At 40.0% G+C, this 23458-nt stretch carries 24 protein-coding genes; 7 read left to right on the top strand and 17 right to left on the bottom strand.

Annotated features, from left to right (window positions below; genetic code table 11):
- Positions 1–292: 292 nt before the first annotated feature.
- Positions 293–442, bottom strand: a complete 150-nt coding sequence (locus P20652_RS21060; RefSeq protein ID WP_008170248.1) for a hypothetical protein — start codon at positions 440–442, stop codon at positions 293–295.
- Positions 403–729 carry a hypothetical protein gene (locus P20652_RS21055; RefSeq protein WP_237707133.1) on the bottom strand — a complete coding sequence of 109 codons (327 nt, stop codon included), beginning with the start codon at positions 727–729 and terminating at the stop codon, positions 403–405. Before P20652_RS21055 ends, P20652_RS21060 begins: the two co-directional genes overlap by 40 nt.
- 216 nt (positions 730–945) lie before the next feature.
- On the opposite strand from P20652_RS21055, the gene P20652_RS06110 reads away from it, so the two are divergent.
- Positions 946–2832 carry a hypothetical protein gene (locus P20652_RS06110; RefSeq protein ID WP_008170245.1) on the top strand — a complete coding sequence of 629 codons (1887 nt, stop codon included), beginning with the start codon at positions 946–948 and terminating at the stop codon, positions 2830–2832.
- Between the two features lie 214 nt (positions 2833–3046).
- Complete coding sequence (gene purU / locus P20652_RS06115) at positions 3047–3877, top strand: formyltetrahydrofolate deformylase (protein WP_007584800.1); 831 nt, start codon at positions 3047–3049, stop codon at positions 3875–3877.
- Between the two features lie 100 nt (positions 3878–3977).
- Here purU and P20652_RS06120 read toward each other — a convergent pair whose 3' ends face one another.
- The gene (locus P20652_RS06120) at positions 3978–4628 is read right to left on the bottom strand and encodes a response regulator transcription factor (RefSeq protein ID WP_008170240.1); all 651 of its coding nucleotides are present in this window, start codon (positions 4626–4628) and stop codon (positions 3978–3980) included.
- Positions 4629–4723: 95 nt separating this feature from the next.
- Positions 4724–6664, bottom strand: a complete 1941-nt coding sequence (acs, locus tag P20652_RS06125) for an acetate--CoA ligase (RefSeq protein WP_008170238.1) — start codon at positions 6662–6664, stop codon at positions 4724–4726.
- A gap of 438 nt (positions 6665–7102) precedes the next feature.
- Between acs and P20652_RS06130 the strand changes: the two genes are divergently transcribed.
- Positions 7103–8272: a DcaP family trimeric outer membrane transporter gene (locus tag P20652_RS06130; RefSeq protein WP_008170236.1), complete on the top strand. Its 1170-nt coding sequence runs from the start codon at positions 7103–7105 to the stop codon at positions 8270–8272.
- A 599-nt stretch (positions 8273–8871) separates the two neighbouring features.
- On the opposite strand, the gene recA is transcribed toward P20652_RS06130, so the two are convergent.
- Together recA and P20652_RS06140 are read right to left on the bottom strand one after the other, a co-directional pair.
- Positions 8872–9915: a recombinase RecA gene (gene recA / locus P20652_RS06135; protein ID WP_008170234.1), complete on the bottom strand. Its 1044-nt coding sequence runs from the start codon at positions 9913–9915 to the stop codon at positions 8872–8874.
- A 68-nt stretch (positions 9916–9983) separates the two neighbouring features.
- A complete protein-coding gene (locus P20652_RS06140; protein ID WP_008170232.1) occupies positions 9984–10472 on the bottom strand; it encodes a CinA family protein in 489 nt (162 codons plus the stop codon).
- Positions 10473–10493: 21 nt separating this feature from the next.
- Between P20652_RS06140 and mutS the strand changes: the two genes are divergently transcribed.
- Entirely contained in the window at positions 10494–13079 is a 2586-nt protein-coding gene (mutS, locus tag P20652_RS06145; RefSeq protein WP_008170230.1) for a DNA mismatch repair protein MutS, read from the top strand.
- A 94-nt stretch (positions 13080–13173) separates the two neighbouring features.
- Here the strand turns inward: mutS and rpoS are convergent, their stop codons facing one another.
- The 11 genes from rpoS to P20652_RS06200 form a co-directional block, all read right to left on the bottom strand.
- Entirely contained in the window at positions 13174–14148 is a 975-nt protein-coding gene (rpoS, locus tag P20652_RS06150) for an RNA polymerase sigma factor RpoS (protein ID WP_008170227.1), read from the bottom strand.
- Positions 14149–14183: 35 nt separating this feature from the next.
- The gene (locus P20652_RS06155) at positions 14184–15008 is read right to left on the bottom strand and encodes a peptidoglycan DD-metalloendopeptidase family protein (protein ID WP_008170226.1); all 825 of its coding nucleotides are present in this window, start codon (positions 15006–15008) and stop codon (positions 14184–14186) included.
- Between the two features lie 41 nt (positions 15009–15049).
- On the bottom strand, positions 15050–15628 hold the full coding sequence (locus P20652_RS06160) for a YqaA family protein (protein ID WP_008170224.1): 579 nt from the start codon (positions 15626–15628) through the stop codon (positions 15050–15052).
- 9 nt (positions 15629–15637) lie between these two features.
- Positions 15638–16276: a protein-L-isoaspartate(D-aspartate) O-methyltransferase gene (locus P20652_RS06165; RefSeq protein WP_008170221.1), complete on the bottom strand. Its 639-nt coding sequence runs from the start codon at positions 16274–16276 to the stop codon at positions 15638–15640.
- Positions 16266–17030 (bottom strand): 5'/3'-nucleotidase SurE, encoded by a 765-nt coding sequence (surE, locus tag P20652_RS06170; protein ID WP_008170219.1) that lies wholly within the window; start codon positions 17028–17030, stop codon positions 16266–16268. The genes P20652_RS06165 and surE overlap by 11 nt, the downstream gene beginning before the upstream one ends.
- A complete protein-coding gene (gene truD / locus P20652_RS06175) occupies positions 17011–18063 on the bottom strand; it encodes a tRNA pseudouridine(13) synthase TruD (RefSeq protein ID WP_008170217.1) in 1053 nt (350 codons plus the stop codon). Before truD ends, surE begins: the two co-directional genes overlap by 20 nt.
- On the bottom strand, positions 18060–18557 hold the full coding sequence (gene ispF / locus P20652_RS06180) for a 2-C-methyl-D-erythritol 2,4-cyclodiphosphate synthase (RefSeq protein ID WP_008170215.1): 498 nt from the start codon (positions 18555–18557) through the stop codon (positions 18060–18062). Before ispF ends, truD begins: the two co-directional genes overlap by 4 nt.
- Complete coding sequence (gene ispD / locus P20652_RS06185) at positions 18554–19255, bottom strand: 2-C-methyl-D-erythritol 4-phosphate cytidylyltransferase (protein ID WP_008170213.1); 702 nt, start codon at positions 19253–19255, stop codon at positions 18554–18556. Before ispD ends, ispF begins: the two co-directional genes overlap by 4 nt.
- The gene (gene ftsB / locus P20652_RS06190) at positions 19245–19532 is read right to left on the bottom strand and encodes a cell division protein FtsB (protein WP_002958963.1); all 288 of its coding nucleotides are present in this window, start codon (positions 19530–19532) and stop codon (positions 19245–19247) included. Before ftsB ends, ispD begins: the two co-directional genes overlap by 11 nt.
- 37 nt (positions 19533–19569) lie before the next feature.
- A complete protein-coding gene (locus P20652_RS06195) occupies positions 19570–20205 on the bottom strand; it encodes a hypothetical protein (protein ID WP_008170211.1) in 636 nt (211 codons plus the stop codon).
- Positions 20206–20280: 75 nt separating this feature from the next.
- Complete coding sequence (locus tag P20652_RS06200) at positions 20281–20760, bottom strand: DUF2947 domain-containing protein (protein WP_008170209.1); 480 nt, start codon at positions 20758–20760, stop codon at positions 20281–20283.
- 60 nt (positions 20761–20820) lie between these two features.
- On the opposite strand from P20652_RS06200, the gene P20652_RS18570 reads away from it, so the two are divergent.
- From P20652_RS18570 to P20652_RS06210, 3 genes are all read left to right on the top strand, one after another.
- Positions 20821–21060 (top strand): DUF1653 domain-containing protein, encoded by a 240-nt coding sequence (locus P20652_RS18570; protein WP_033017648.1) that lies wholly within the window; start codon positions 20821–20823, stop codon positions 21058–21060.
- A 53-nt stretch (positions 21061–21113) separates the two neighbouring features.
- The gene (locus P20652_RS06205) at positions 21114–21962 is read left to right on the top strand and encodes a MoxR family ATPase (protein WP_008170206.1); all 849 of its coding nucleotides are present in this window, start codon (positions 21114–21116) and stop codon (positions 21960–21962) included.
- Positions 21963–22227: 265 nt separating this feature from the next.
- Complete coding sequence (locus tag P20652_RS06210; protein ID WP_008170204.1) at positions 22228–23415, top strand: VWA domain-containing protein; 1188 nt, start codon at positions 22228–22230, stop codon at positions 23413–23415.
- The last annotated feature ends 43 nt before the right edge of the window (positions 23416–23458 follow it).

The raw sequence follows: 23458 nt of genomic DNA, 5'->3' as shown, positions 1-23458 counted from the left end.
TCAAACCGACTAAGATACTTTGTTTTACGGGGTAATTTAAAATTGTCGCGCCAATGAGTTTGTTCTGATTAATTTTAGCCAAGGTAACGCTAGAGTGCTCATTCCCTTATGTATATTGAAATAAGTGTTGCCCGGGTAAGTCCTAAAGCCACTTAATAACAAGACTCAACGCTTTATCCGTTATATTTACTTCCCTTTCTTTGCCTAGCTTTGCACGGTATTTTAATCTAATATTTTTACCTGTTAATTTTACATACCTTGATCTTAGGATTGTCGCACCGAAACTTTTATTTTATTTTATTTTACGTTCATTCCCTGCGTGTAAAGCACCCAAATCCATTAATCTAACAATGGCTGCTAAAGTGCGTTCATAATCGAGCTCATCAGCGTGTAATGCTTCCTTTAATTGAGCTCTAAGTAACGGCAACTTATACTCAAACACACTACAAACTTGATATTTTTTAGCATCTTGTTGTTGTGTAAATAGTGGATGATACCGGTACTATTTTCGTCATTTACTGTCGTACCTGTTGCTAAAATATGCCTGTTTTCTTCAGAGCAAAACCATACACTTTTATAAGCGGGCGGGAAGGTGAGTGAATTTAAACGCTCAATAATTGCATTCTCTTCGATTATTTTCCCTATTGGATCAAAATACTGCCACTGTTTATTTTTTTGCTTTCGGGTAACTCCGAGCGAACTATCATCAACGTAAATCAATTCCATCATTCCTCCTCAAGCATTTAAAAGAGATATTGTTAACTCGCTTAAGCCTATATTTCAACGCATACAACGTACCACTTTAAAATAACCTTAAACTGATCGACTTTATTGATATATAATCAAAAATTGAGCAAAAACAAAAATACGATATACATAACGGTTATTATAACTACGCTTATATCCCCCCCCTTAATTGGGCATGCTGTATAAAAGGAGCATTCAATGGCTTTTGATTATGGATCGATTGATCTTGGACTAAAAAACCCCTTCAAACTAGAAGGTAAAGTAACAGCTGTAAGAGGGCTTATTGAGTCTATAGCGGGTATTAGTTTACTTGTTATTGCTGCGGGCTCAGTTAAAGAAGATACAACTGCTGGATGGATTTTAATGGTGTTTGGCATGCTTATTTTAGCATTCGGCATTCGCTCACTTTCAAGTGGTATTTATGCAACTCTTAAATATTTTGTAGGCAGAAACCACCCTACTTCACTTGCTTATAACTACAGTAAATCACAAGCATCAACCGCCCAAGAAGAACAAAAAGAAGTAGCCTACACCGCGCAATCACTCGAAGAAATGCTGGTTGGTCGTAAAAACAGTACGTTTAAAGAGCCTAATGGTTTTTTATCACGTTTACTTCACAGCTTAATCCCTAAGTTATTATTCCTACCTTATCCTATTCGTAATGTTGCTCAGCGCTTATTTGGCTCATGGGTAAGTACCCTTGTTGCACTTATTGCTTATGGCCTTGTGGCATTTGTATCTTTATCGGGTTTTACCGGTGAAGCAGGCGAATTAGCATTTCCTGTTTATAGTGCCATATTAATGTTCTACGTGCTTTTTTCGTGGCGCTCTACGGGTAAACCTATTTCTAGAAACGCTGAAAAAAATATTGAAGCACTTGGTACTGGTGCACTCGCTAAAATTATTTCTTTATCTTTTATTCTACCAATCGCGATTGGTCTTTCTATGTCATGGCTGATGAAAGAACAACACATTAGCAAACAAGAAATAGATAGCTGGATTGAGCAACTACCTAGTCTTCATGCTGGCATGTACTTAATTGCGATTATTATATTAGCTACTCTGAGCTGCGCGATTGCTTTTATTATGATTAAAGCGCGTTTAAATTCAGTTACACCTTCGGCTGAAGTATCAGAACTACGTGAAAACTGGCAAGAGTCTGTTCATCCAGACGAAATTTTTATAAACCTAGACAACCTAGTTATGGCTAACCGTCGTTATAAAGAAGTACCTAACAGAGTTTATCGCGAATTAGATCCTAAGCTTCAAGAACAAATTGAAGGTAAAGGCGGTTTCAAAGGTGAAATGATCCAAGAAATTCAGCCTAAACTGCACTCAATAGACTTAGGTAAAAACTTTACGCTAGCTAGATTACTTGCTTTAGTGAGTGGTAACTTACTTTATATTATAGCCTTGACGTTTACTGTGTTTTTGGCGTATTCGTTTATTAACATTTATCATTACGTTGACGCTGCAAATATTAGTAGCTTTAAACAAGCTTTTAATAACCAACATGTTATTCAATTTAGTGAACTGTTAATGACAAGCTTTCACTTATTGATAATAGGTATACTTATTAAAGCATTTGCGCAATTGCTTACAAATACAGCTCATCTATTTTTTGCTGAAATGCAGTTTGAATCACTACTAGTGTATTTTAAATGTGAAGGCACATTTACTGAGTCTAAAATATCAACAGGTACTGGTATTCACGATAGTACTCGCTCAGAAAATACTTTAGTGCGTAGTAGCATAACGCCTTGGATTATTGTTTCTCGTGTTATTTCTACTACGTTTGCAGCAACAGGTATGAAAAACCTTGAACATCCTCGCCATATTATGGAAATGCATAAAGACGAAGGACAATTACAAGCAATCAAAAAAGACGTTATCGCGTTCTTGAAAGACCGTGAATCTATCGCCTCAATCACCAGTGAGCGTGATTTAGGTAATGCGTCACAAATACATCAATTAAACCAGCAAACGCGTGCTATACCTACTCAGCAAGCGATAGCTAAAGATGACGAAGAAGCTGCAGGGTATTTAAGACAAGAAGAAGACTTATCTCCCGAGCCAAAGGGTTAATTAACCTAAACTCTGGATAATTAGTATTAATGCCACCTTATAAATTAGGTGGCATTTTTTTATCCTTTATTAACCTCTATTCAATACATTTTAACTTTACTACCTCTTTTATACTCAACAACATGATTAATATTGGATTAGTCCACAAAGCCCTTGCTTTATGTGCCAAAACACAAATAATGAAAGGATTAATTACAGGGTAAGAATGAGGACAATGAGCTATATACTAACCACCCAATGTGCCGACGACGTAGGCTTAATAGCTAAAATCACAGGGCTTTGTCATAAAAACAATTTAAATATTACGCGTAACAACGAGTTTGTAGATAAAGACGCACAGCGATTTTTTATGCGCACAGAGCTTACAGGCGAGCCACAAAGCGACTTTTTAGATCAACTACGCGCATTGTTGCCACAAGGCGCTAAACTTGCCCTACATTGCGGTGCAAAAACTAAAGTAGTTTTACTTGCAACTAAAGAAGCCCATTGTTTAGGTGGTATGTTACTAAAGCAATTTGAACAAACTCTTAATATTGAAGTATTAGCCGTTATTGCTAACTACGCTGATTTAGAGCCATTGGCCAAAGGGTTTGATGTGCCATTTCATGTTGTATCCCACGAAGGACTCACCCGTAGCGAGCACGATCAAAAAGTAGGTGATTTAATTGCCAGCTACAACCCTGATATTATTGGTCTTGCCAAATACATGCGTATTTTAAGCCCTGAATTTGTAGGTCGCTTTGAAGGTAAAATAATTAATATTCATCACTCATTTTTACCCGCATTTATTGGTGCTAAACCCTATCATCAAGCATTTGAGCGCGGCGTAAAAATCATTGGTGCTACCGCTCACTTTGTGAATAATGAGCTTGATGAAGGCCCTATTATTTTACAGGATGTAACAAGCGTTACACATGCTAATACCGCCGAAATGATGGCTAAAATGGGTAAAGACGTAGAGAAAACAGTGTTTTGTAAAGCACTCCAACTTGCATCAGAGCATAAGCTATTTATTAATGGTAATAAAACTGTAGTGTTTTCTTAGCATAATACCAACTGCTTAATTATTTTATGTATAAAAAATGCCAGCATTGTTGTTGGCATTTTTTTACTCATAAATAAGCTAATAACTTTTTAAATGTAAATCATGCTTGCTCTATAGGTTCTAGTTTTAATTTTGCGGCAATTAAAACGGCTTGAGTACGATTGTACACGCCAAGCTTTCTAAATATAGCGGTAATGTGTGCTTTTATGGTTGCTTCTGAAATGTGTAGTTCATATGCTATTTGTTTATTAAGTAAGCCTTCGTGTAAATATTGTAAAACACGATACTGCTGAGGTGTAAGTGAAGCAACTTGCGCTGCGATTTCTCTATCTTCACTTTCAATTTCGGCTACTTTGTTTTTTAATTCTACTGGCAACCAAGTATCGCCTTCAAGTATTTGATTTATAGCATTGGCTATATCATCAGACGATGACGATTTAGGAATAAAACCCATAGCTCCATAGCCCATCACTTTAGAGACAATATTAGCATCTTCACTTCCCGAAACAACGGCAATAGGTAAACTTGGATATTCTTCTCGGATACGAATAAGACCATACAAATCACCGTTTCCTGGCATATGGAGGTCTAGCAGTAATATATCAAGATCTTCTTGTTCGCTTAACACTTGCAATGTGCTGTCAAAGTCTGACGATTCAAAAACCTCTAAACCTTCAAATTTTGCGCCCAATGCGCCCTTTAGTGCTTCACGAAATAACGGATGGTCATCTGCTATTAAAAACTGGCTCATGGTTCACTCCTAAAAATTCGGCTGGTACTTATTACTAAGTAACAGCCGATATACTACGTTTAGAATTAACTTGTAATCAAGCTTTTAACGCATATTTAACGATTTAATCTATTCTCGATGAGTTCATCGACCACAGATGGATCAGCAAGTGTTGACGTATCACCAAGCTGTTGGTGTTCATTTGCTGCAATCTTACGTAAAATCCGGCGCATAATTTTACCTGAGCGTGTTTTTGGTAAACCGGGTGACCATTGGATCATATCTGGTGACGCTATTGGGCTAAGCTCTTTACGCACCCAATTGCGCACCTCTTTAGTTAACTCATCGCTTACTGTTACACCTTCGTTAGGCGTAATGTAAACATAAATACCTTGGCCTTTAATGTCGTGCGGATAACCGACTACAGCAGCTTCTGCTACTGCTTCGTGCGATACAAGGGCACTTTCAATTTCGGCAGTACCTAAACGATGGCCCGATACATTAAGAACATCATCAACACGCCCTGTGATCCAGTAATAACCGTCTTCATCACGACGACACCCATCACCAGTAAAGTACACTCCAGGATATGCGCTAAAATAAGTTTGCTCAAAGCGTTCGTGGTCGTTGTAAACCGTTCGAGCTTGCGATGGCCAACTATCTAAAATAACTAAGTTGCCGTCTATAGCACCTTCAAGTGTGTTTCCTTCAGCATCAAACAATGCAGGTGCAATCCCAAAAAATGGATGAGTCGCCGATCCAGGTTTTGTATCAGTAGCCCCGGGTAATGGCGTGATCATAATCCCGCCTGTTTCTGTTTGCCACCACGTGTCAACAATCGGACAATTAGATTTACCAATACGCTCGTAGTACCAGGTCCACGCTTCTGGGTTAATAGGCTCACCTACTGAACCTAAAATACGTAAACTATCGCGATTTGACGTTGCAATAGGTTCATCACCTTTTGCCATTAATGCTCGAATCGCAGTAGGCGCAGTATATAAAATAGTAACGCCATGCTTATCAACCACCTCCCCCATACGTCCTGCAGTCGGGTATGTAGGTACACCTTCAAATACAACTTGCGTGCAACCATTAACGAGTGGTCCGTATGCAATATAACTATGACCTGTGATCCAGCCTACATCAGCACTACACCAATACACATCATCATCTTTTAAATCAAATACGTATTCGTGAGTCATTGAAGCGTAAACTAAATAACCACCCGTAGTATGTACCACCCCTTTTGGCTGGCCAGTTGAGCCTGATGTATATAAAATAAAAAGTGGATCTTCTGCGTTCATTGGCTCTGGTTCGCATTGTGCTGGTAAGTCAGCAACTAGATCATGCCACCAAATATCATGATCATGCCAATCAACTTCGCCACCAGTTAATTTATGCACAATAACATGTTCAATTGACGTTACTGTGTCTTGCGCTACAGCTTCATCAACATTTGCTTTTAGTGGAACACAATTACCCGCTCTGCGCCCTTCATCCGAAGTAATAACAATTTTAGCACCCGAATCTCTAATACGATCAGCAATTGCTGAAGGCGAAAAACCGCCAAACACAACAGAGTGAATAGCACCAATACGTGCGCATGCTTGCATGGCATAAATGGCTTGTGGAGTCATTGGCATATAAATCGCTACGCGATCACCTTTTTGAACGCCTAATTTTTTTAAACCATTGGCAAATTTAGCAACTTCATCATGCAGTTGTTTATAAGTGATATTTTCGCTTTGAGAAGGGTCGTCACCTTCCCAAATAAGCGCTATTTTATCTGCTTTGGTTTTTAAATGACGGTCGATACAATTGTACGAAGCATTGAGGTAACCATCCTCGTACCATTTAATATTTATATGGCCTTTATCAAATGAAGTGTTTTTAACGATTGAATAGGGGGTAGACCAATCTAGACGTTTACCATGCTCACCCCAAAAACCTTCAGGGTCATTTATTGATTGTTGGTACATCGTATTATATTTATTTTTATCAACGAGTGTTGCATCTTTAATATGCGCAGGAACTGGATAAATACTTTTTGACATCTTCGTCTCCATTTAAATTACTTGCCTAAGCTCTTATCAAGGATTACCCAGCAGTGCTTTATTAAGTATTAGACCTTAGTTGTACACCTCTCCAAATCACTATTTTGTAGTTTATAATCCTTCTATGTTCAATTGTTTTACATAAATAATACAATGCGTTAAATGTAAGTAAATACAAACTAATCAGCTCTAAAACCTTAGTCTTATAGACCAATAGAGTATTGAGTAAATATCGTACATATTTAACAGTATTCATACAGCATAATTAAATTATTTGTATTAATGAAATTAAATGCTTTATTTAACTAATCAATAAAATGTGTATCAAATAACAGAGAATCAATAAGCTTTTATTTATTTGTAAATAATACTCGTAGCAAGTAATACAAATATTTGAAAAAAGTAATAAATAACAAGTAGCCTACAAAGGACACCAAAATGAAATTTACCCCATTAAAAACATTGGCAGCAAGCGCTGTTCTATGCGCACTATCAAGCACTGCTTATGCAGCAACTGCTGCAAAAATTGGCGATACAGAATTTACTTACGGTGGATACATTAAGCTCGACTCTATGTGGAGCGACTTTTCAGCGGGTGCACCTGCCGGCTCAAACGTAGGTCGTGATTTTTATGTGCCAAGCACACTAACTGTTGGCAGCGACGACAGCTCTGATGCTGTATTTGACATGCATGCACGTGAATCTCGCTTTAACTTTGGTACAGCCACGGTGATGGATAACGGCAAAACCGTTAACACTAAAATTGAAATTGATTTTTTAGCTTCTGCTGCAGGCGGTAACGAACGTGTTTCAAATTCATATGCACCGCGTATTCGCCATGCCTATGTAACATACGATGGCTGGTTATTTGGTCAAACATGGTCAAATTTTCAAAATGTAGGTGCCCTTGCTGAAACACTTGATTTTGTAGGTCCAGCTGAAGGCACTGTATTTATTCGCCAATCTCAAATTAAATATACTACAGGCGCATGGTCTTTTTCCCTAGAAAACCCAGAAAGCACAATAACGACTGCTGGCGGAACACGTGTTGCGACCGATGATGCATCACTACCTGATTTTACAGCACGTTACACACATAAAGCTGATTGGGGTAACATTGTTGTTGCAGCACTTGCTCGCCAACTAACCTACAAAGTAGGTGCAGTAGACGCAGATGAAACTTCTTTTGGTATTAGTGCATCAGGTATGGTGAAACTAGGCGAAGACAATGTTAAATTTATGCTCACTCAAGGTAAGGGCTTAGGTCGATATGTAGGCTTAAACGTTGCCCATGGTGCTGTTCTTAATGGTGATGAGCTCGATGCGATTGATTCGACATCTGGTTTTGTAGCATACCAACATAAGTGGAACAGCCAATGGCGCTCAACGTTCTTATACTCATTTTTCAGTGCTGATAACAACACCGATTTACTTTCTGTCTCTGGCGATCCAACAGAATCAAGCCAAAGTTACAGTGCCAACATTTTATACTCTCCGGTTAAACGTTTAACATTTGGCGCTGAGCTAAAGCATGCCGAACGTGAAACTGAAAGCGGTGTTGATGGCGATTTAGATCGTTTACAGTTCTCAGTTAAATACTCTTTTTAATTAGCTAAAAATATAATTACTTCCTTAAGCGACCTCGGTCGCTTTTTTTTATAGCTCTGTTTTAATTTGACTCTTCGTTAAATAACCTTCACTCAAAATAATACATCTATTTCAAGTAACTATTTTTAATACTAACCTCGTTTGATCTACTTCTAAGAGGCCAGCTATTTACGACCATAGTTGCCTTGTTGCCATTAATATTCCGGCTAAAGAAAATAGATCTAAATATAGTTTAATACGTTAGGCATATTTATTTAAATAAAACTCGTGGCTTTGAAATTACCCACTTTTTAGTTGATGACTTACGTATTGCAAAAAGCTCAACTTCAATTCAGACCCTAGAGACATAAATTTACACCTAATACAAACAGTTCGCGGTGCTAATAGTTTAATAACTGGTGCTGGAAGTCCTTCAGCAATTTTGACCATGGTTTAAATAACCAACTTATATTCTGCAGGCTTATGTACCTGACAATAAAACTGCATAACCGTTATGTACTTACATGTTAAATCTACCTAACAAAAAAGCGCTAACCATTACTGGTTAGCGCTTTTTAAAGCTCGGGTCAAATCAAGCTTAAAGATTTTTTTAATGCAACTTAAAGGTCTGGATCATCGCCTAACTTATCTTCACCATCTTCTGGCTCAATAGTTGCTTTAAGTAAAAGCATTTCGCGTAACTTACCTTCAATTTCATCAGCAATTTCTGGGTTTTCTTTCAAAAACTTAATTGAGTTAGATTTACCTTGGCCAACCTTGTTGCCACAGTAGCTATACCAAGCGCCTGCTTTTTCAACAATTTTATGCTTAACGCCTAAATCAATTAGCTCACCTTGCTTAGAAATACCTTCACCATACATGATGATAAATTCAGCTTGTTTAAACGGTGGCGCAACTTTGTTTTTAACAATTTTAACGCGTGTTTCGTTACCAACAACTTCATCGCCTTCTTTAACAGAACCAATACGACGAATATCAATACGGACAGATGCGTAAAACTTAAGTGCATTACCACCCGTTGTTGTTTCTGGGTTACCAAACATAACACCAATTTTCATACGGATTTGGTTAATGAAAATACACAACGTATTAGAGCGTTTAATGTTACCAGTAAGCTTACGTAATGCTTGTGACATTAAACGTGCTTGTAAGCCCATGTGCGAGTCGCCCATGTCGCCTTCAATTTCAGCTTTTGGTGTAAGTGCAGCAACCGAGTCAATAATAACAACGTCTACCGCGCTTGAACGCACTAGCATGTCACAAATTTCTAATGCTTGCTCACCAGTGTCTGGTTGCGATACAAAAAGCTCATCAATGTTAACACCAAGCTTTTGTGCATAAACTGGATCTAGAGCATGCTCAGCATCAATAAAGGCACATGTTTTGCCTTCTTTTTGCGCTTCAGCGATAACTTGTAAAGTAAGCGTTGTTTTACCAGATGATTCAGGACCGTATACTTCAACAATACGCCCCATAGGTAAACCACCTATGCCTAAGGCAATATCAATACCTAGTGAGCCTGTAGATACAGATTCAATGTTTAACGCTTTGTTATCACCCAATTTCATAATTGAGCCTTTACCAAATTGACGTTCAATTTGTGATAGTGCAGCGTCCAACGCTTTTTGTTTGTTATCGTTCATTTTATTCTCCAAATCCAGCTAATGGAATCAAGTATACTGTATGAAATTACAGTATCAAGCTAATTTTTTTATTTTATCTCATCTATTACACTTTTTAATGCAAATACAATAGCTTGCAGTCTAACTTGAGCCCTATCTCCAACGAATACTTGTTTAAAGGTCAGTGTTTTGTCATTAATTTGTATGCCAAAGTACACAAGTCCCACAGGTTTGCTATCAGTTGCACCTCCAGGGCCCGCAATGCCAGATACAGCTATAGATATATTTGCGTTTGTTGCTTTAATAGCACCTAATGCCATTTCACGCACTGTTTGTTCGCTCACAGCACCGTACTTTGCTAATGTGCTTTTACTTACATTTAGCAAATCTTGCTTTGCTTGGTTGCTGTAAGTTACAAATGCACGGTCTATATAAGCCGAGCTTCCAGGGGTATCTGTAAGGGCATAACTCACTCCGCCACCAGTACATGATTCAGCACTAGTGATCCATAAGCATTTATCCGTTAAAATAGCGCCTAATTGCGCAGCAAGTGTTTTAATCTCTTGATGTAATTCCATATTCAGCCTTTGGGTAAATACATGTCGTTTGATCTTTATGCACCACACACTATAAAACAACAAACCCCTATGATGCAGCAGTATCTAAAAATAAAATCAGAGCATCGCGATATTTTATTGTTTTATCGTATGGGCGATTTTTACGAACTCTTTTTTGATGACGCTAAACGTGCCGCTCAATTACTCGATATTTCGCAAACTCATCGCGGCAAAGCCGGTGGCGATCCTATCCCTATGGCGGGCGTGCCTTATCATGCAGTAGAAAACTACTTAGCACGCTTAGTCCAAATGGGTGAATCGGTTGCCATTTGTGAGCAAGTGGGTGACCCAGCTACCAGTAAAGGACCCGTTGATCGTAAAGTAGTGCGTATAGTTACACCGGGTACAATTTCTGACGAAGCGCTTTTACAAGAACGCCAAGACAATCTACTCACTAGCGTCTGGCAAAGTAAGAAAGGCTTATACGGGATTGCTTATTTAGACATTAACTCTGGTCGTTTTAACGTTGTAGAAGTTAACACCGACGAAGCCTTTAGCTCAACTATTCAGCGCCTATCACCAGCCGAGCTTTTATATAGCGAAAGCTTTGAAAACTTTCATTTAATTGAACATATAAAAGGCGCTCGCCGTCGCCCAGAGTGGGAGTTCGACTTAGATACGGCCGAGCACTTATTATGCGATCAATTTGGTACTAAAGATTTAGTTGGCTTTGGTGTTGATAAAGCCCATAGCGCGCTTGTTGCTGCAGGTTGTTTAATGCAATACGTAAAAGATACACAACGTATTGCACTGCCACATATTCGTGCAATTACGCTTGAGCACAACGAACACGCTGTTATTTTAGATGCCGCTACCCGTAAAAATTTAGAATTAACTGTTAATCTATCGGGCGGGTTTGAAAATACACTTGCTCAAGTACTTGATAAAACAGCAACGCCAATGGGTTCTCGCTTACTTAAGCGCCGCATTCATACACCAATTCGTAATAAAGACGAGCTAAATTCACGCTTAAATGCAATTAGCGCTATTTTAGATGCACAGCTTTGTAGTGAGCTCCACGATTCACTAAAAGAGATTGGTGATGTAGAGCGTGTTATTGCACGCCTTGCTTTATGCACAGCTCGCCCCCGTGATTTAACTCGTCTGCGTAGTGCACTGCAAGCACTCGCACCGCTACACACTTTATTAAATGACGCTAACGATTCTCGTATAGCTAGTATAATTAAGCACTCGCCTGAACTTCCTGAGTTACAAACATTATTAGAGCGTGCGGTTATTGATAACCCACCGGTGCTTATTCGTGATGGTGGCGTGATTGCCCCTGGTTACAACAGCGAACTTGATGAGTGGCGTAACTTAAGCAAAGGTGCTACTGATGTACTTGACCAATTAGAGTTACGTGAGCGCGAACGCACAGGCATTAGTACACTTAAAATTGGTTATAACCGCGTACATGGCTTTTTTATTGAAGTAAGCCGCGCTAATGCTCATTTAGTGCCAGCCGACTATATTCGTCGTCAAACGCTTAAAAATAACGAGCGCTATATAATTCCTGAGCTCAAAGAGCATGAAGATAAAGTACTCGGCAGCCAATCAAAAGCTCTCGCACTTGAAAAGCAACTATACGAAGAACTGTTTGAGTTTATTGCACCAAACATCGAGCAGCTACAGATAATGGCAGCAGCATTGGCTGATTTAGACGTATTAAATAACTTGGCCGAACGTGCATTTGCACTTAATTATGCAAAACCAGAACTGTGCGATAACGACAACATTAGCATTAAGCAAGGTCGTCATCCTGTTGTTGAACAAGTAATGAAAGACCCCTTTATTGCCAATCCTGTTGAGTTAAATAGCCAACGTAAAATGTTGATCATTACCGGTCCGAATATGGGTGGTAAATCAACTTATATGCGCCAAACAGCACTTATAGTTCTGATGGCTCACATTGGCAGTTATGTACCCGCAGACAGCGCTAAAATTGGCAATATCGATCGTATATTTACACGTATTGGTGCAAGCGACGATTTAGCATCAGGTCGCTCAACCTTTATGGTAGAAATGACCGAGACAGCCACTATTTTAAATAATGCGACTGCGCAGTCTTTAGTATTAATGGATGAGATTGGTCGCGGTACAAGTACCTACGACGGGCTTTCCCTTGCGTATGCAACAGCCGATCATTTAGCGTCAAAAATATCAGCTAAAACATTATTTGCAACACACTACTTTGAGTTAACAGAACTTGCTGAACAAACAACAGGCCTAGTAAATGTGCACCTCGATGCAATAGAGCATAACGATACAATCGCCTTTATGCATACAGTACTTGATGGCGCAGCAAGCAAGAGCTTTGGCTTACAAGTAGCTGCTCTTGCAGGTGTGCCAAAAGCTGTTATCGCACAAGCAAAGCAAAAGCTTAAGTTACTTGAAAATCACCAAAGCGTCACTGCCCCAAATACAGAGCAACAAGCCTTTACTTTTAATAACGAAATTGCACAAAGTACACCTTCAGAAGTGGAAGAGCAGTTAAGCGCTATCGACCCTGATAATTTATCGCCACGCCAAGCGCACGATTTGTTATATAAACTAAAAGCATTGTTGTAATTTATATCATCTAATTTACAAGCATAAAAAAAGCCGAAGAATAAATTCTTCGGTCTTTTTTAACACACATAGTTTTTTTAAGTAATTCTCACAGTTATGAAAACTGATTAAACAAGCTATCTGTACTTAAACCTTCTTGTTGCAAAATGTCTTTTAAACGACGTAATGCTTCTACCTGAATTTGTCTTACACGCTCTCGAGTTAAACCAATTTCGCGACCTACATCTTCAAGAGTAGACGGCTCATAACCAAGTAGCCCAAATCGACGTGCTAATACTTCACGTTGCTTAGGATTTAACTCACCTAGCCAATCTACAATGTGCTTATTAATATCATTATTTTGTACTTCGCCCTCAGGGCCAAAGCTTTTTTCGTCAGGGATTATATCAAGTAAAACACTGTCGTTCTCACCGCCAATAGGCATATCAACAGATGCTATTTTTTCATTAAGGCGCAACATTTTAGTTACGTCTTCAACAGGTCTGTCTAGGCAAGCAGCTATTTCTTCAGCTGTTGGCTCATGGTCAAGTTTTTGAGTTAATTCACGGGCTGTACGTAGATAAACATTAAGCTCTTTTACAACATGTATTGGTAAGCGAATGGTGCGAGTTTGATTCATAATGGCACGTTCAATTGTTTGACGTATCCACCATGTAGCGTAAGTAGAAAATCTGAAGCCACGCTCAGGGTCAAATTTCTCAACTGCGCGTATTAAACCTAGGTTACCTTCTTCAATTAAATCGAGAAGGGCCAGACCACGATTATTGTAACGGCGGGCAATTTTAACAACTAAACGTAGGTTACTTTCGATCATACGTTTACGTGAGGCTTCACAACCTCTGAGGGATTTTCTGGCAAAAAACACTTCTTCTTCTGCGCTAAGCAGAGGAGAAAAACCAATTTCACCTAAATAAAGTTGGGTAGCATCAAGATTTTTAGTAACTTCTTCTTTTGCAAATATTTCGTCGTCATCTACTTTTTCTAATAATGGTGTGCTTTCTTCAACGGCGATGTCATCAAATTGTTCGTCATTTGATATATTTTTGTCAAGTTTTGCTGCGCTAGCCATAAGACTTCTCCCGAGCAATTATCAATACCTAAAAGTTAAGGGAGGTATCTAGCAGGATTGACAGCTTGCCCACGGTAACGAATTTCAAAGCGAAGCGCGGTGACCGGAGATTCTGAATTACCAATTTCTGCTATTTTTTGCCCTGCCTTAACTTTCTGCTTTTCTTTAACAAGTAATTTCGAGTTATGTGCATAAGCACTTAGATAATCATCATTATGTTTCAATATGATTAAACTACCATAACCTCTAAGCGCATTACCCGCATACACCACCGTTCCTTGTGCAGCGGCTAAGACTGTAGCCCCTTTTTTATTAGTAATTTGCAAGCCCTTGTACCCGTTTTCCTTATTAGAAAAGCGTTTGGTAATTTTACCCTTTGCTGGCCAAAACCACTGCACTTTGCTGCTCGACAATTGCTCATTTTTACTAACTTTGTTACTGGCTTGTTTCTGAACATACTCTCGTTGTTTTGGGGGATCAAGCTCTTTTTTTAATATTATGTTATTTTTTTGTGTATTTTTTCTAGACTTTTTACTCGAATTCGTATATTTTTCATCACTTTTTATTTTTTTAGGCGGAGGTAGCAAAGAGATACTTTGCCCGGGGAAAATAATATAAGGCGATGGAATTAAATTGTTTTTTGCAAGTGATCTAAAATCCTGCCCGGCACTAAAGGCTATAGAGTAGAGCGTGTCACCCTTTTGAACCTTGTAGTCATCACCATTTATGTTAATAGTATTACTCAAATCATTAACATTATTATTTAAACTGCTAACAGGGGCTGGAATGTGTCGAGAGGTGCAACCAAAAAGCAAAACACTAATAAATATAGTTACATACAGTAAAAACTGCTTATTCATTGTATTTTGCTCCTAAATTAAAAAATTAATAGTTTTAATGCTTAGCGTAATAAAATATATGCAACCGCAATTAACACCACTAATCCCCAACCAAGTATTTCAATATATTGACGTAATTTTTTCTCCATATTTACTCCACCCCACTTCATTAAAGCTGAAACTAAAAAGAATCGCGCACCACGCCCAATCGCCGATGCGAGTAAAAATGGCAAAAATGCCATTTGTAAAACACCTGCGCCAATGGTAAATACTTTATATGGTATAGGCGAAAAACCAGCTAAAAACACAACCCAAACACCGTAATTTTTAAACCAATTTAATGCGATATCAAACTTTTCTTGCCAGTGCATTTGTGCAATAAGTGGTTCAACAACGGGTTCAAATAACCAAAAGCCGAGTAAGTAACCAACTACTCCACCAACAACAGAAGCAACTGTGGCAAAGCTTGCAAAACGCCATGCTTTTTTGGGTTGGGCAAGCGACATTGGCGCAAGCATTACATCAGGTGGTATTGGAAAAAAAACGGATTCGGCAAAACTCATTGCCGCTAAATAACGCTCTGCATGACGGTGCTTTGCCCACACTAGGGCCATATCGTATAACTTAGTAAACAACTTCAAAATGAATTCCTATTCAATATCGCCAGGTATTAACGGCACAAATCTAACGGGAGCAATAATATGCTCTTTATAATTATCGCCTTCGCGGATAACCATTACTAATTTTTGATTACTCTCACCAATGGGCGCTAATAACACGCCTCCATCGGCTAACTGAGCAAGTAAATCTTGCGGAACTTTAGAGGCCGCAGCAGTCACTATAATACCATCAAACGGCGCTTGTGATTGCCAGCCTTGCCAACCATCACCATGCTTCATGGTTACATTATATAAATCGAGTTGCTGCAAACGTCTTTTTGCCTGCCACTGAAGTGTTTTAATACGCTCTACCGAATAAACCTTTGTAAACGTTTTGGCTAATATTGCAGTTTGATATCCAGAGCCAGTACCAATTTCCAGTACTTTATTGCACACACCAGCTAAGCGAAGTAGCTCTGTCATGCGCGCTACTATATAAGGCTGAGAAATTGTTTGCCCTTGCCCAATAGGTAGCGCTGTATTTTCATAAGCTTTATGTTTTAGCACATCATCTATAAAAATATGGCGCGGAATATCAGCTATAGCACTAAGTACTTGCGTATCTTCAACACCTTCACGCTTTAGTAAGTCAGATAGCGCTTTAGCACTGCGGGTATAATTAGCGAGCACGATTAATCTCCAAATCGGCTAACCACTCTCCTACTGCTTTTAGGCTATCTTTAGCTGTCATATCAACACTTAATGGCGTAACTGAGGCATAGCCATTATTGATTGCGTAAAAGTCAGTGCCTTCACCAGCATCGCTTTCGGTGCCAAGCGATCCGTACCAATAAATATCACGGCCCCAGGGATCGGTTTGTTTAGTCATAGTTTCGGCTTTATGACGAGCACCTAAACGTGTTACTTGCACCCCTTTTAATTCACTTAATGGAATATCAGGCACATTTATATTTATTATTTGATCTTTTGGAAGCGGATGCGACGCCAAACCTTTAATAATATTTACGGTAACAGCAGCGGCTGTTTCAAAATGCTCGCCGTTATGTGAGCAAAGCGATACTGCAATTGCAGGTAAGCCTAAATGGCGTCCTTCAGTCGCAGCGGCAACGGTGCCAGAATAAAGCGTATCGTCGCCTAAATTGGCACCATGGTTAATACCAGCAACAACAAGGTCTGGTTTTTCATCAGTTAACTGATTTACACCTAAATGCACGCAATCAGTAGGTGTGCCATTAACCGACATAAAACCATTTTCGAGTGTAGTCGCTCGTAGCGGGTTCATTAGTGTTAAAGAATTACTCGCGCCACTACAGTTGCGATCAGGTGCTACAAGGGTTACCTCTGCGATTTGTATAAGCGCCTGATATAAAACCGCAATACCTTTAGCATTTACGCCATCATCGTTACTTAACAGTATCTTCATTTATGTCATTATCCTTTTCTTTGCGCTCTCGAGGGCTAGCATCAGTGTAATCCACCAGCTCACGTAATAATGCGGTTGCAAAACACCCTTTTGGCAAACCAAAACTCAGTTTTAAACTGGTTTCATCTAAGGTCTCAACCGTTAAGTTTTGCGGAATTAAACGCAGCATTCTGCGCTCATTTTTAAGGCCTAGCTCACCTAAACCATCACACCATGTTTGGAAAGGTTCTAGCCATATTTTTTCTTGTTCGGTTAAACCTTTTTCGCTTTTACCCACCATAGGTGCCGACATCATAATATCGCCAGTGGCTAATCGCTCAATGTTTTCATCGTTAATTGCATCTTCAAAAAATGCATTACTGCCGCTGAGCATAAATACTTCACGGTGCATTGTTTTAGCTAAACCATGCTCTTTAACACGTAAATTTACTATTTGATTAAACACATGAGAGCGCGCTGCTGAAATAATAATGCCGCGTAGTTTTTTATCGCGAATGCGCTCCCCAGCAAACATTTTTTCAGCCATTACTAAGTTATGACCGCCATGTCCAAAGCGTTGTTCACCAAAATAATTAGGCACACCTGCGCGTACAGCATTAATACGGCATAAAATATCAAGGGGCTTGGTTACATTACGAAGCGTAATAGTAAATCTATTACCTTTGTGGCAGCCCGTGCGTAATTTACGGTCGTGGCGCTGTTGCGACACAATAAAAATACTCTCGCTATTTAAATCGCTAAAATCGATAGGCTTTTTAATCGGTACTTTTACACTAAACCACTGTGAGCACACTCCGTGGCGATCTTTCATGCCGGCGTAACTTACGTCTCGCGGTGAAACACCCGCACGCTGTGCAATTAGCTTTGCAACGTATTGCGTATTTTCGCCTTTTTTAACCACCTGCAAACACACGTGTTCGCCACTACCGGTAAATTCTATACCTAAGTCTTCATCAACCATAAAGTCTTCAGCAGTGGTTTTAAAGTCAGCTTTAGAAAGCGGCGCACCGTATAAATAATTTAAATCGCTCATGCGTTTTTTGTACTCGCAAACTCTTTACTCATAATAACTACCGCATGGCTCGAAATACCTTCCCTGCGCCCTTCAAAGCCTAGCTTTTCGGTAGTAGTGGCTTTAACGTTAATTTGGCTAAGATCGCAATTTAAATCGCTGGCTAAATTAGCGCGCATAGCTTGAATATGTGGCAGCATTTTTGGTGCCTGAGCAACAATAGTCACATCGCCATTACCAAGTACATAACCTTGCTCTTTAGCTAAGCCCACCACATGGCGAAGTAAAATACGGCTGTCGATATTTTCATACTCGCTTGCCGTATCTGGAAAGTGCTTACCAATATCACCCATTGCAAGTGAGCCTAAAATAGCATCGCATAATGCATGAATAGCAACATCACCATCTGAGTGCGCTAAAAAGCCCTGTGGGTAATCAACTTTTTCACCACAAATAGTCAACGGGCCTTCGCCGCCAAATTTATGTACGTCAAAACCATGGCCAATTCGTATCATAATGCACTCTCGTTTTGTTGTTTGTGTAGTAAAAACCCAGCCAGGTCTAAATCCTCTGGCGTGGTTATTTTAATATTATCGCTGCGACCTGCTACAAGCTTTACCGGTTTGCCCGCCCACTCAATTGCACTGGCTTCATCGGTAATAGTAGCCCCGCTTGCTGTTGCGTTTTGAAGTGCATTTTTAAGCTCGTCATATTTAAAAAACTGCGGGGTAAGTGCTTGCCATAAATCGTCTCGTGGCACCGTTTGTAGGGCATGAGTGTGGCCGCGTTTTATGGTGTCTTTTACTTTACTCGCTAAAATACCACCTTCATCAGCGCTTATGCATTCATTAATTAAACGTTCTATATCTGTAATATTAACTAACGGACGGGCAGCATCGTGCACCAACACCCATGTTGGTGGGCTGGGCGCTAAAAAAAGTAAGCTATTGAGCACCGAGTCGGCTCGCTCTTTTCCGCCACTTGCGCGAACAATGCGCTTATCAAGTATTGGGAGTTCGTCAAAATAGGGGTCGCTGTCGCTAAGGGCAACAACAATAGTGCGTAATTGAGGTAATTGAGAAAGTTTAGCTAAGGTGTGTTCTAAAATGGTTTTACCGGCTAATTGTATATATTGCTTAGGCGCATTGTGCTGCATTCTACTGCCAACACCCGCAGCAGGTACAATTGCTGCAATAGTCTGTTTATTTGTCATATTGTTTGCCCGGTAAAACACGAATAAATGTTTCGTCCGGTTTAATCATTCCCAATTCGTTGCGTGCACGCTCTTCAATGCCTTCTTGGCCAAGCTTTAAGTCTTCAATATCTGCTTTAAGTACTTTATTACGTTTAATGAGCTTTTCGTTGGTTTGATGATGCGATGTTACAGCACCTTTTAGCCGTGTGTAATCTTGTAAACCATTATGACCAAACCATAACCTGTATTGTACAAACAGTGCTAAGCACAGTAAGCCAACTTGAAAAATACGCATTTAACACTCCTTATTTTAAATTCCAAATACCCTAGCTTTAATACGCTAAGGGACGCTTTAAATTGCGCCAATTAATACTACCCGCTAAAAGCATTTCGCGTAGTGATAAAATCCGTGGCATGCAACGCTTCGAAAATTGCCATTGATGCCCACAACATGCAGCGGTTAAACTCACTTTACTTGGCTTTATTAACTGAGCGTTTTGCTGCTCTAGCCCATTACCTAAAAAATCAAACCAACCAAGCTCGTTACAATGCAGCTTATTTTCGCCTAACTGATCGATACTGTCTATTCTAAGGCGCACCTGATCGTAGCCATGCAATATAACGGGTACTATAAGCCCCACTTTGGCATACGTTTGATAAAAAAGTTCATTAGCGTGAACATTCACATCGGGTGGGGTCGGTTTTTGCTTTTCAAGCCACGTACCATTTTGCGAGTCTAACGTAAAAGGCGTGTCACCATTAGCAACTAACGTTGCTGCTCGCTCAATATAATAAGGTAGGCTTTTTAACTGGCGGCGCAGTTTATCTGCATTAGGCTCTGCAACTAATCGCTGAACCTCACGCTGATAAAACGCATTGCACAATTGTGCATACAACACTTTTTGTGCATCAGTTTGCCAAATTTCAACTTGCTGCTGAGCACCAAGTGACTGATTTTTAGCGACCAATAGCTGTACTCAAAAATATTCAGATAAATGTTTTATAACACAGTATTGAATATTTTTTAAGCGCAACGTACTAATTTAAGCGTTTGGCTTTTCACCTAATTTTGCTTTACCTGATTCTAAAAATTGCACAACCGTATTACGCTTTTTACCAATCAATAAACTGCCATCAGCTAAAAACATAAAGTTTTGCCAATTGCGTTTAAATACATCAAACGTCGTTTCGATAATATTATCGCGTGCCATACAAAAATAAACCGTCGTGTTAGCTTCCCAATCTAAAAAAGTTAAGATTGCTTCTGGTGGTTGTTCATCGCCATTTTCCCAGGCATCTTGCCAATCTACTTCTTGGCTAAAACTTTTTTCTTGACCACACCAGTCGGTGTCTTCAAAAAAGTCGGGATGATCAAACTCACGGCTTACCATGGTTGTCCAAAGTACCGCTGCGCGCTCGTCGCTCATAGGCTTTATTTTTGCTGCGTCTTCATCAGATACAGGTAAATCTTTGTGGCGAAAAACCCACGCCTTTTTGTAATCATCTAAAGAAATATAGTTCATAGTATTGGCAAATTAGTTAACATTAAAAGTGCAAAGCCAAATTATACAAGAGATCAAAACATGACTACAGCAATAAAACCACTTTCCCTCAAACCAGGCATATACCAACACTACAAAGGGCCGCAATACAAAGTTATTCATGTTGCTACCCATAGCGAAACCGAGGAACAGCTCGTGATTTATCAAGCACTTTATGGCGAATTTGGAATTTGGGCGCGCCCATTAAGTCTGTTTAACGAAACAATAGAAAAAGACGGCAACACCATACCGCGCTTTGCCTATATTGGTGAAATAGAGTAACTATGGCATCATGAATACATTGAACACTGCTCTGACCAGATAGAGGCTAACCCATGCAATTTAATTCAACTGACAATTACATAGCGAGTAGCGCGCTTAAACAAGCTGTAAATGCTGCCATTATGCTCGAAAAACCGCTCTTAATTAAAGGCGAACCCGGCACAGGTAAAACTATGCTGGCTGAGGAGTTGGCTAAAAGCTTAGATACCACGCTTATTCAGTGGCATATAAAATCGACCACTAAAGCGCAGCAAGGTTTATACGAATACGATGCAGTGTCGCGCCTGCGCGACAGCCAACTAGGTGACGAGCGCGTACACAATATTGGCAACTACATCGTTAAAGGTAAGCTGTGGCAAGCATTTACGCATGCAGAGCTTAACGGTAAGCGCCCAGTGCTTTTAATTGATGAAATAGATAAAGCCGACATCGAGTTCCCAAACGACTTACTACTTGAGCTTGATAAAATGGAGTTTCATGTTTATGAGACTAACGAACGCATTGTCGCAAAAGAGCGTCCTATAGTGATCATCACATCAAATAACGAAAAAGAATTGCCGGACGCCTTTTTACGCCGCTGCTTTTTTCATTATATTGATTTTCCTAGCAGCGACGAAATGCAGCAAATTATTGACGTGCACTACCCTCACGTTAAACAGGATTTAGTACGCCAAGCACTTGAGGTGTTTTTTAACTTGCGCGAAGCCAACGGCCTTAAAAAGAAGCCATCCACGAGCGAATTACTCGACTGGCTAAAGCTTTTAATGGCTGAAGACATAGACGCTAAAACACTGCACGATAAAGCTAAAAAAGGCGGTTTAATGCCCATGTTTGGCGCATTACTTAAAAATGAGCAAGACATCAGCCTAATCGAAAAGCTTGCCTTTATGAGCCGTCGCTAGGGCCTGTTGACCTTTCAGGATTAAATTTGTTCTAACTAGGGACGATTTAATCGTGGCGCGAGGTTTGTAACCTAGTGGGCTAAGTAAAAGCCGAGCAACAAAGAGTTAATCGTCCCTAGGACGAACCTTCAGGCAGCGCGTGTTTGGTATTTATGCTGTGTTATCGCCTATTTATGGGGAATAACCACACTACATAGGCTCTGCCTTGCCTAAATACCAAACACACTGCTGCAAATTTAACCTCGAAAGATAAACAGGCCCTTATATGTTGATTGCATTTTTCTTCAAACTCCGTGAATACCGCCTACCTGTAAGCCTGCGCGAGTTACTCGACTTAATTAACGCCTTAAAAAAAGGCGTTATATTTGCCGACATAGACGCTTTTTACCATTTAGCACGCACCATAATGGTAAAAGACGAAACGCACTTTGATCGCTTCGACAAAGCCTTTAGCGACTACTTTAGCGGTATTGCTGACCTTGATTTGCTCGAGAGTTTAAAGCAACAGCACAACTTACCTGAAGATTGGCTACGTAAAGAATTCGAAAAAAACCTAAGTGATGAAGAAAAAGCCCAACTAAAAGCCATGGGCGGACTCGACGAGCTTATGAAAACCCTAAAAGAGCGTTTAGAAGAACAACAAAAACGACACGCAGGCGGCAATAAATGGGTGGGCACTGGCGGTACATCACCTTTTGGTGCGTACGGCTATAACCCAGAAGGCGTGCGTATAGGGCAAGACGGCAACCGTAACCGCCAAGCGGTAAAAGTGTGGGATAAACGAGAATACAAAAACCTCGACACCGACAGAGAAATTGGCTCGCGCACAATTAAACTCGCCCTTAAAAAGTTACGTAAGTTTGCCCGCACTGGCGCAAGCGACACACTAGATTTAAACGAGACTATTCGCGCTACCGCAAAGCAAGGCGGCATGCTTGATGTAAAAATGGCACCCGAGCGCCACAACGCCGTAAAGGTACTCATGTTGTTTGATATTGGCGGCTCAATGGATGACTACATTCATACTTGCGAAGAGCTATTTAGCGCCGCCCACAGCGAATTTAAACACCTAGAGTTTTACTACTTTCATAACTGTTTATACGAGCACGTTTGGCAAGACAACGCGCGCCGCCATTCAAACGTGATTGACACCATGACGCTGATTAATAAATTTACCAGCGATTATAAAGTAATATTTGTGGGTGACGCCACTATGGGACCTTACGAAATAGCTTATGCGGGCGGCTCGGTAGAACACTACAATGAAGAGCCTGGCAGTGCCTGGTTATCACGTGTCACCAACCACTTTGATAAAGTCGCTTGGCTCAACCCACAACCCGTTGAACACTGGCCGTACTATCAATCAATTGGCTTTATAAAAGAGCTAATGAACAATCGCATGTATGCGCTGAGCTTAGATGGGATAAGTAGAGCGATAAAAGAGCTGAGTTGATAGTTAATATCAATGACAGCTCAGTGCCATAAGCGGACGGTGG

This window comes from Pseudoalteromonas sp. BSi20652 (assembly GCF_000239855.1).
Taxonomy (GTDB): domain Bacteria; phylum Pseudomonadota; class Gammaproteobacteria; order Enterobacterales; family Alteromonadaceae; genus Pseudoalteromonas.
The sequence above is the reverse complement of the archived record's forward strand: the minus strand, read 5'-3'. Positions and strand labels throughout refer to the sequence as shown.

Excerpts from the sequence above, each read along its gene's own strand:
- P20652_RS21055 (WP_237707133.1), bottom strand. The coding sequence starts at position 729 with ATGATGGAATTGATTTACGTTGATGATAGTTCGCTCGGAGTTACCCGA.
- P20652_RS06110 (WP_008170245.1), top strand. The coding sequence starts at position 946 with ATGGCTTTTGATTATGGATCGATTGATCTTGGACTAAAAAACCCCTTC.
- purU (WP_007584800.1), top strand. The coding sequence starts at position 3,047 with ATGAGCTATATACTAACCACCCAATGTGCCGACGACGTAGGCTTAATA.
- P20652_RS06120 (WP_008170240.1), bottom strand. The coding sequence starts at position 4,628 with ATGAGCCAGTTTTTAATAGCAGATGACCATCCGTTATTTCGTGAAGCA.
- acs (WP_008170238.1), bottom strand. The coding sequence starts at position 6,664 with ATGTCAAAAAGTATTTATCCAGTTCCTGCGCATATTAAAGATGCAACA.
- P20652_RS06130 (WP_008170236.1), top strand. The coding sequence starts at position 7,103 with ATGAAATTTACCCCATTAAAAACATTGGCAGCAAGCGCTGTTCTATGC.
- recA (WP_008170234.1), bottom strand. The coding sequence starts at position 9,915 with ATGAACGATAACAAACAAAAAGCGTTGGACGCTGCACTATCACAAATT.
- P20652_RS06140 (WP_008170232.1), bottom strand. The coding sequence starts at position 10,472 with ATGGAATTACATCAAGAGATTAAAACACTTGCTGCGCAATTAGGCGCT.
- mutS (WP_008170230.1), top strand. The coding sequence starts at position 10,494 with ATGTCGTTTGATCTTTATGCACCACACACTATAAAACAACAAACCCCT.
- rpoS (WP_008170227.1), bottom strand. The coding sequence starts at position 14,148 with ATGGCTAGCGCAGCAAAACTTGACAAAAATATATCAAATGACGAACAA.
- P20652_RS06155 (WP_008170226.1), bottom strand. The coding sequence starts at position 15,008 with ATGAATAAGCAGTTTTTACTGTATGTAACTATATTTATTAGTGTTTTG.
- surE (WP_008170219.1), bottom strand. The coding sequence starts at position 17,030 with ATGAAGATACTGTTAAGTAACGATGATGGCGTAAATGCTAAAGGTATT.
- truD (WP_008170217.1), bottom strand. The coding sequence starts at position 18,063 with ATGAGCGATTTAAATTATTTATACGGTGCGCCGCTTTCTAAAGCTGAC.
- ispF (WP_008170215.1), bottom strand. The coding sequence starts at position 18,557 with ATGATACGAATTGGCCATGGTTTTGACGTACATAAATTTGGCGGCGAA.
- ispD (WP_008170213.1), bottom strand. The coding sequence starts at position 19,255 with ATGACAAATAAACAGACTATTGCAGCAATTGTACCTGCTGCGGGTGTT.
- ftsB (WP_002958963.1), bottom strand. The coding sequence starts at position 19,532 with ATGCGTATTTTTCAAGTTGGCTTACTGTGCTTAGCACTGTTTGTACAA.
- P20652_RS06200 (WP_008170209.1), bottom strand. The coding sequence starts at position 20,760 with ATGAACTATATTTCTTTAGATGATTACAAAAAGGCGTGGGTTTTTCGC.
- P20652_RS18570 (WP_033017648.1), top strand. The coding sequence starts at position 20,821 with ATGACTACAGCAATAAAACCACTTTCCCTCAAACCAGGCATATACCAA.
- P20652_RS06205 (WP_008170206.1), top strand. The coding sequence starts at position 21,114 with ATGCAATTTAATTCAACTGACAATTACATAGCGAGTAGCGCGCTTAAA.
- P20652_RS06210 (WP_008170204.1), top strand. The coding sequence starts at position 22,228 with ATGTTGATTGCATTTTTCTTCAAACTCCGTGAATACCGCCTACCTGTA.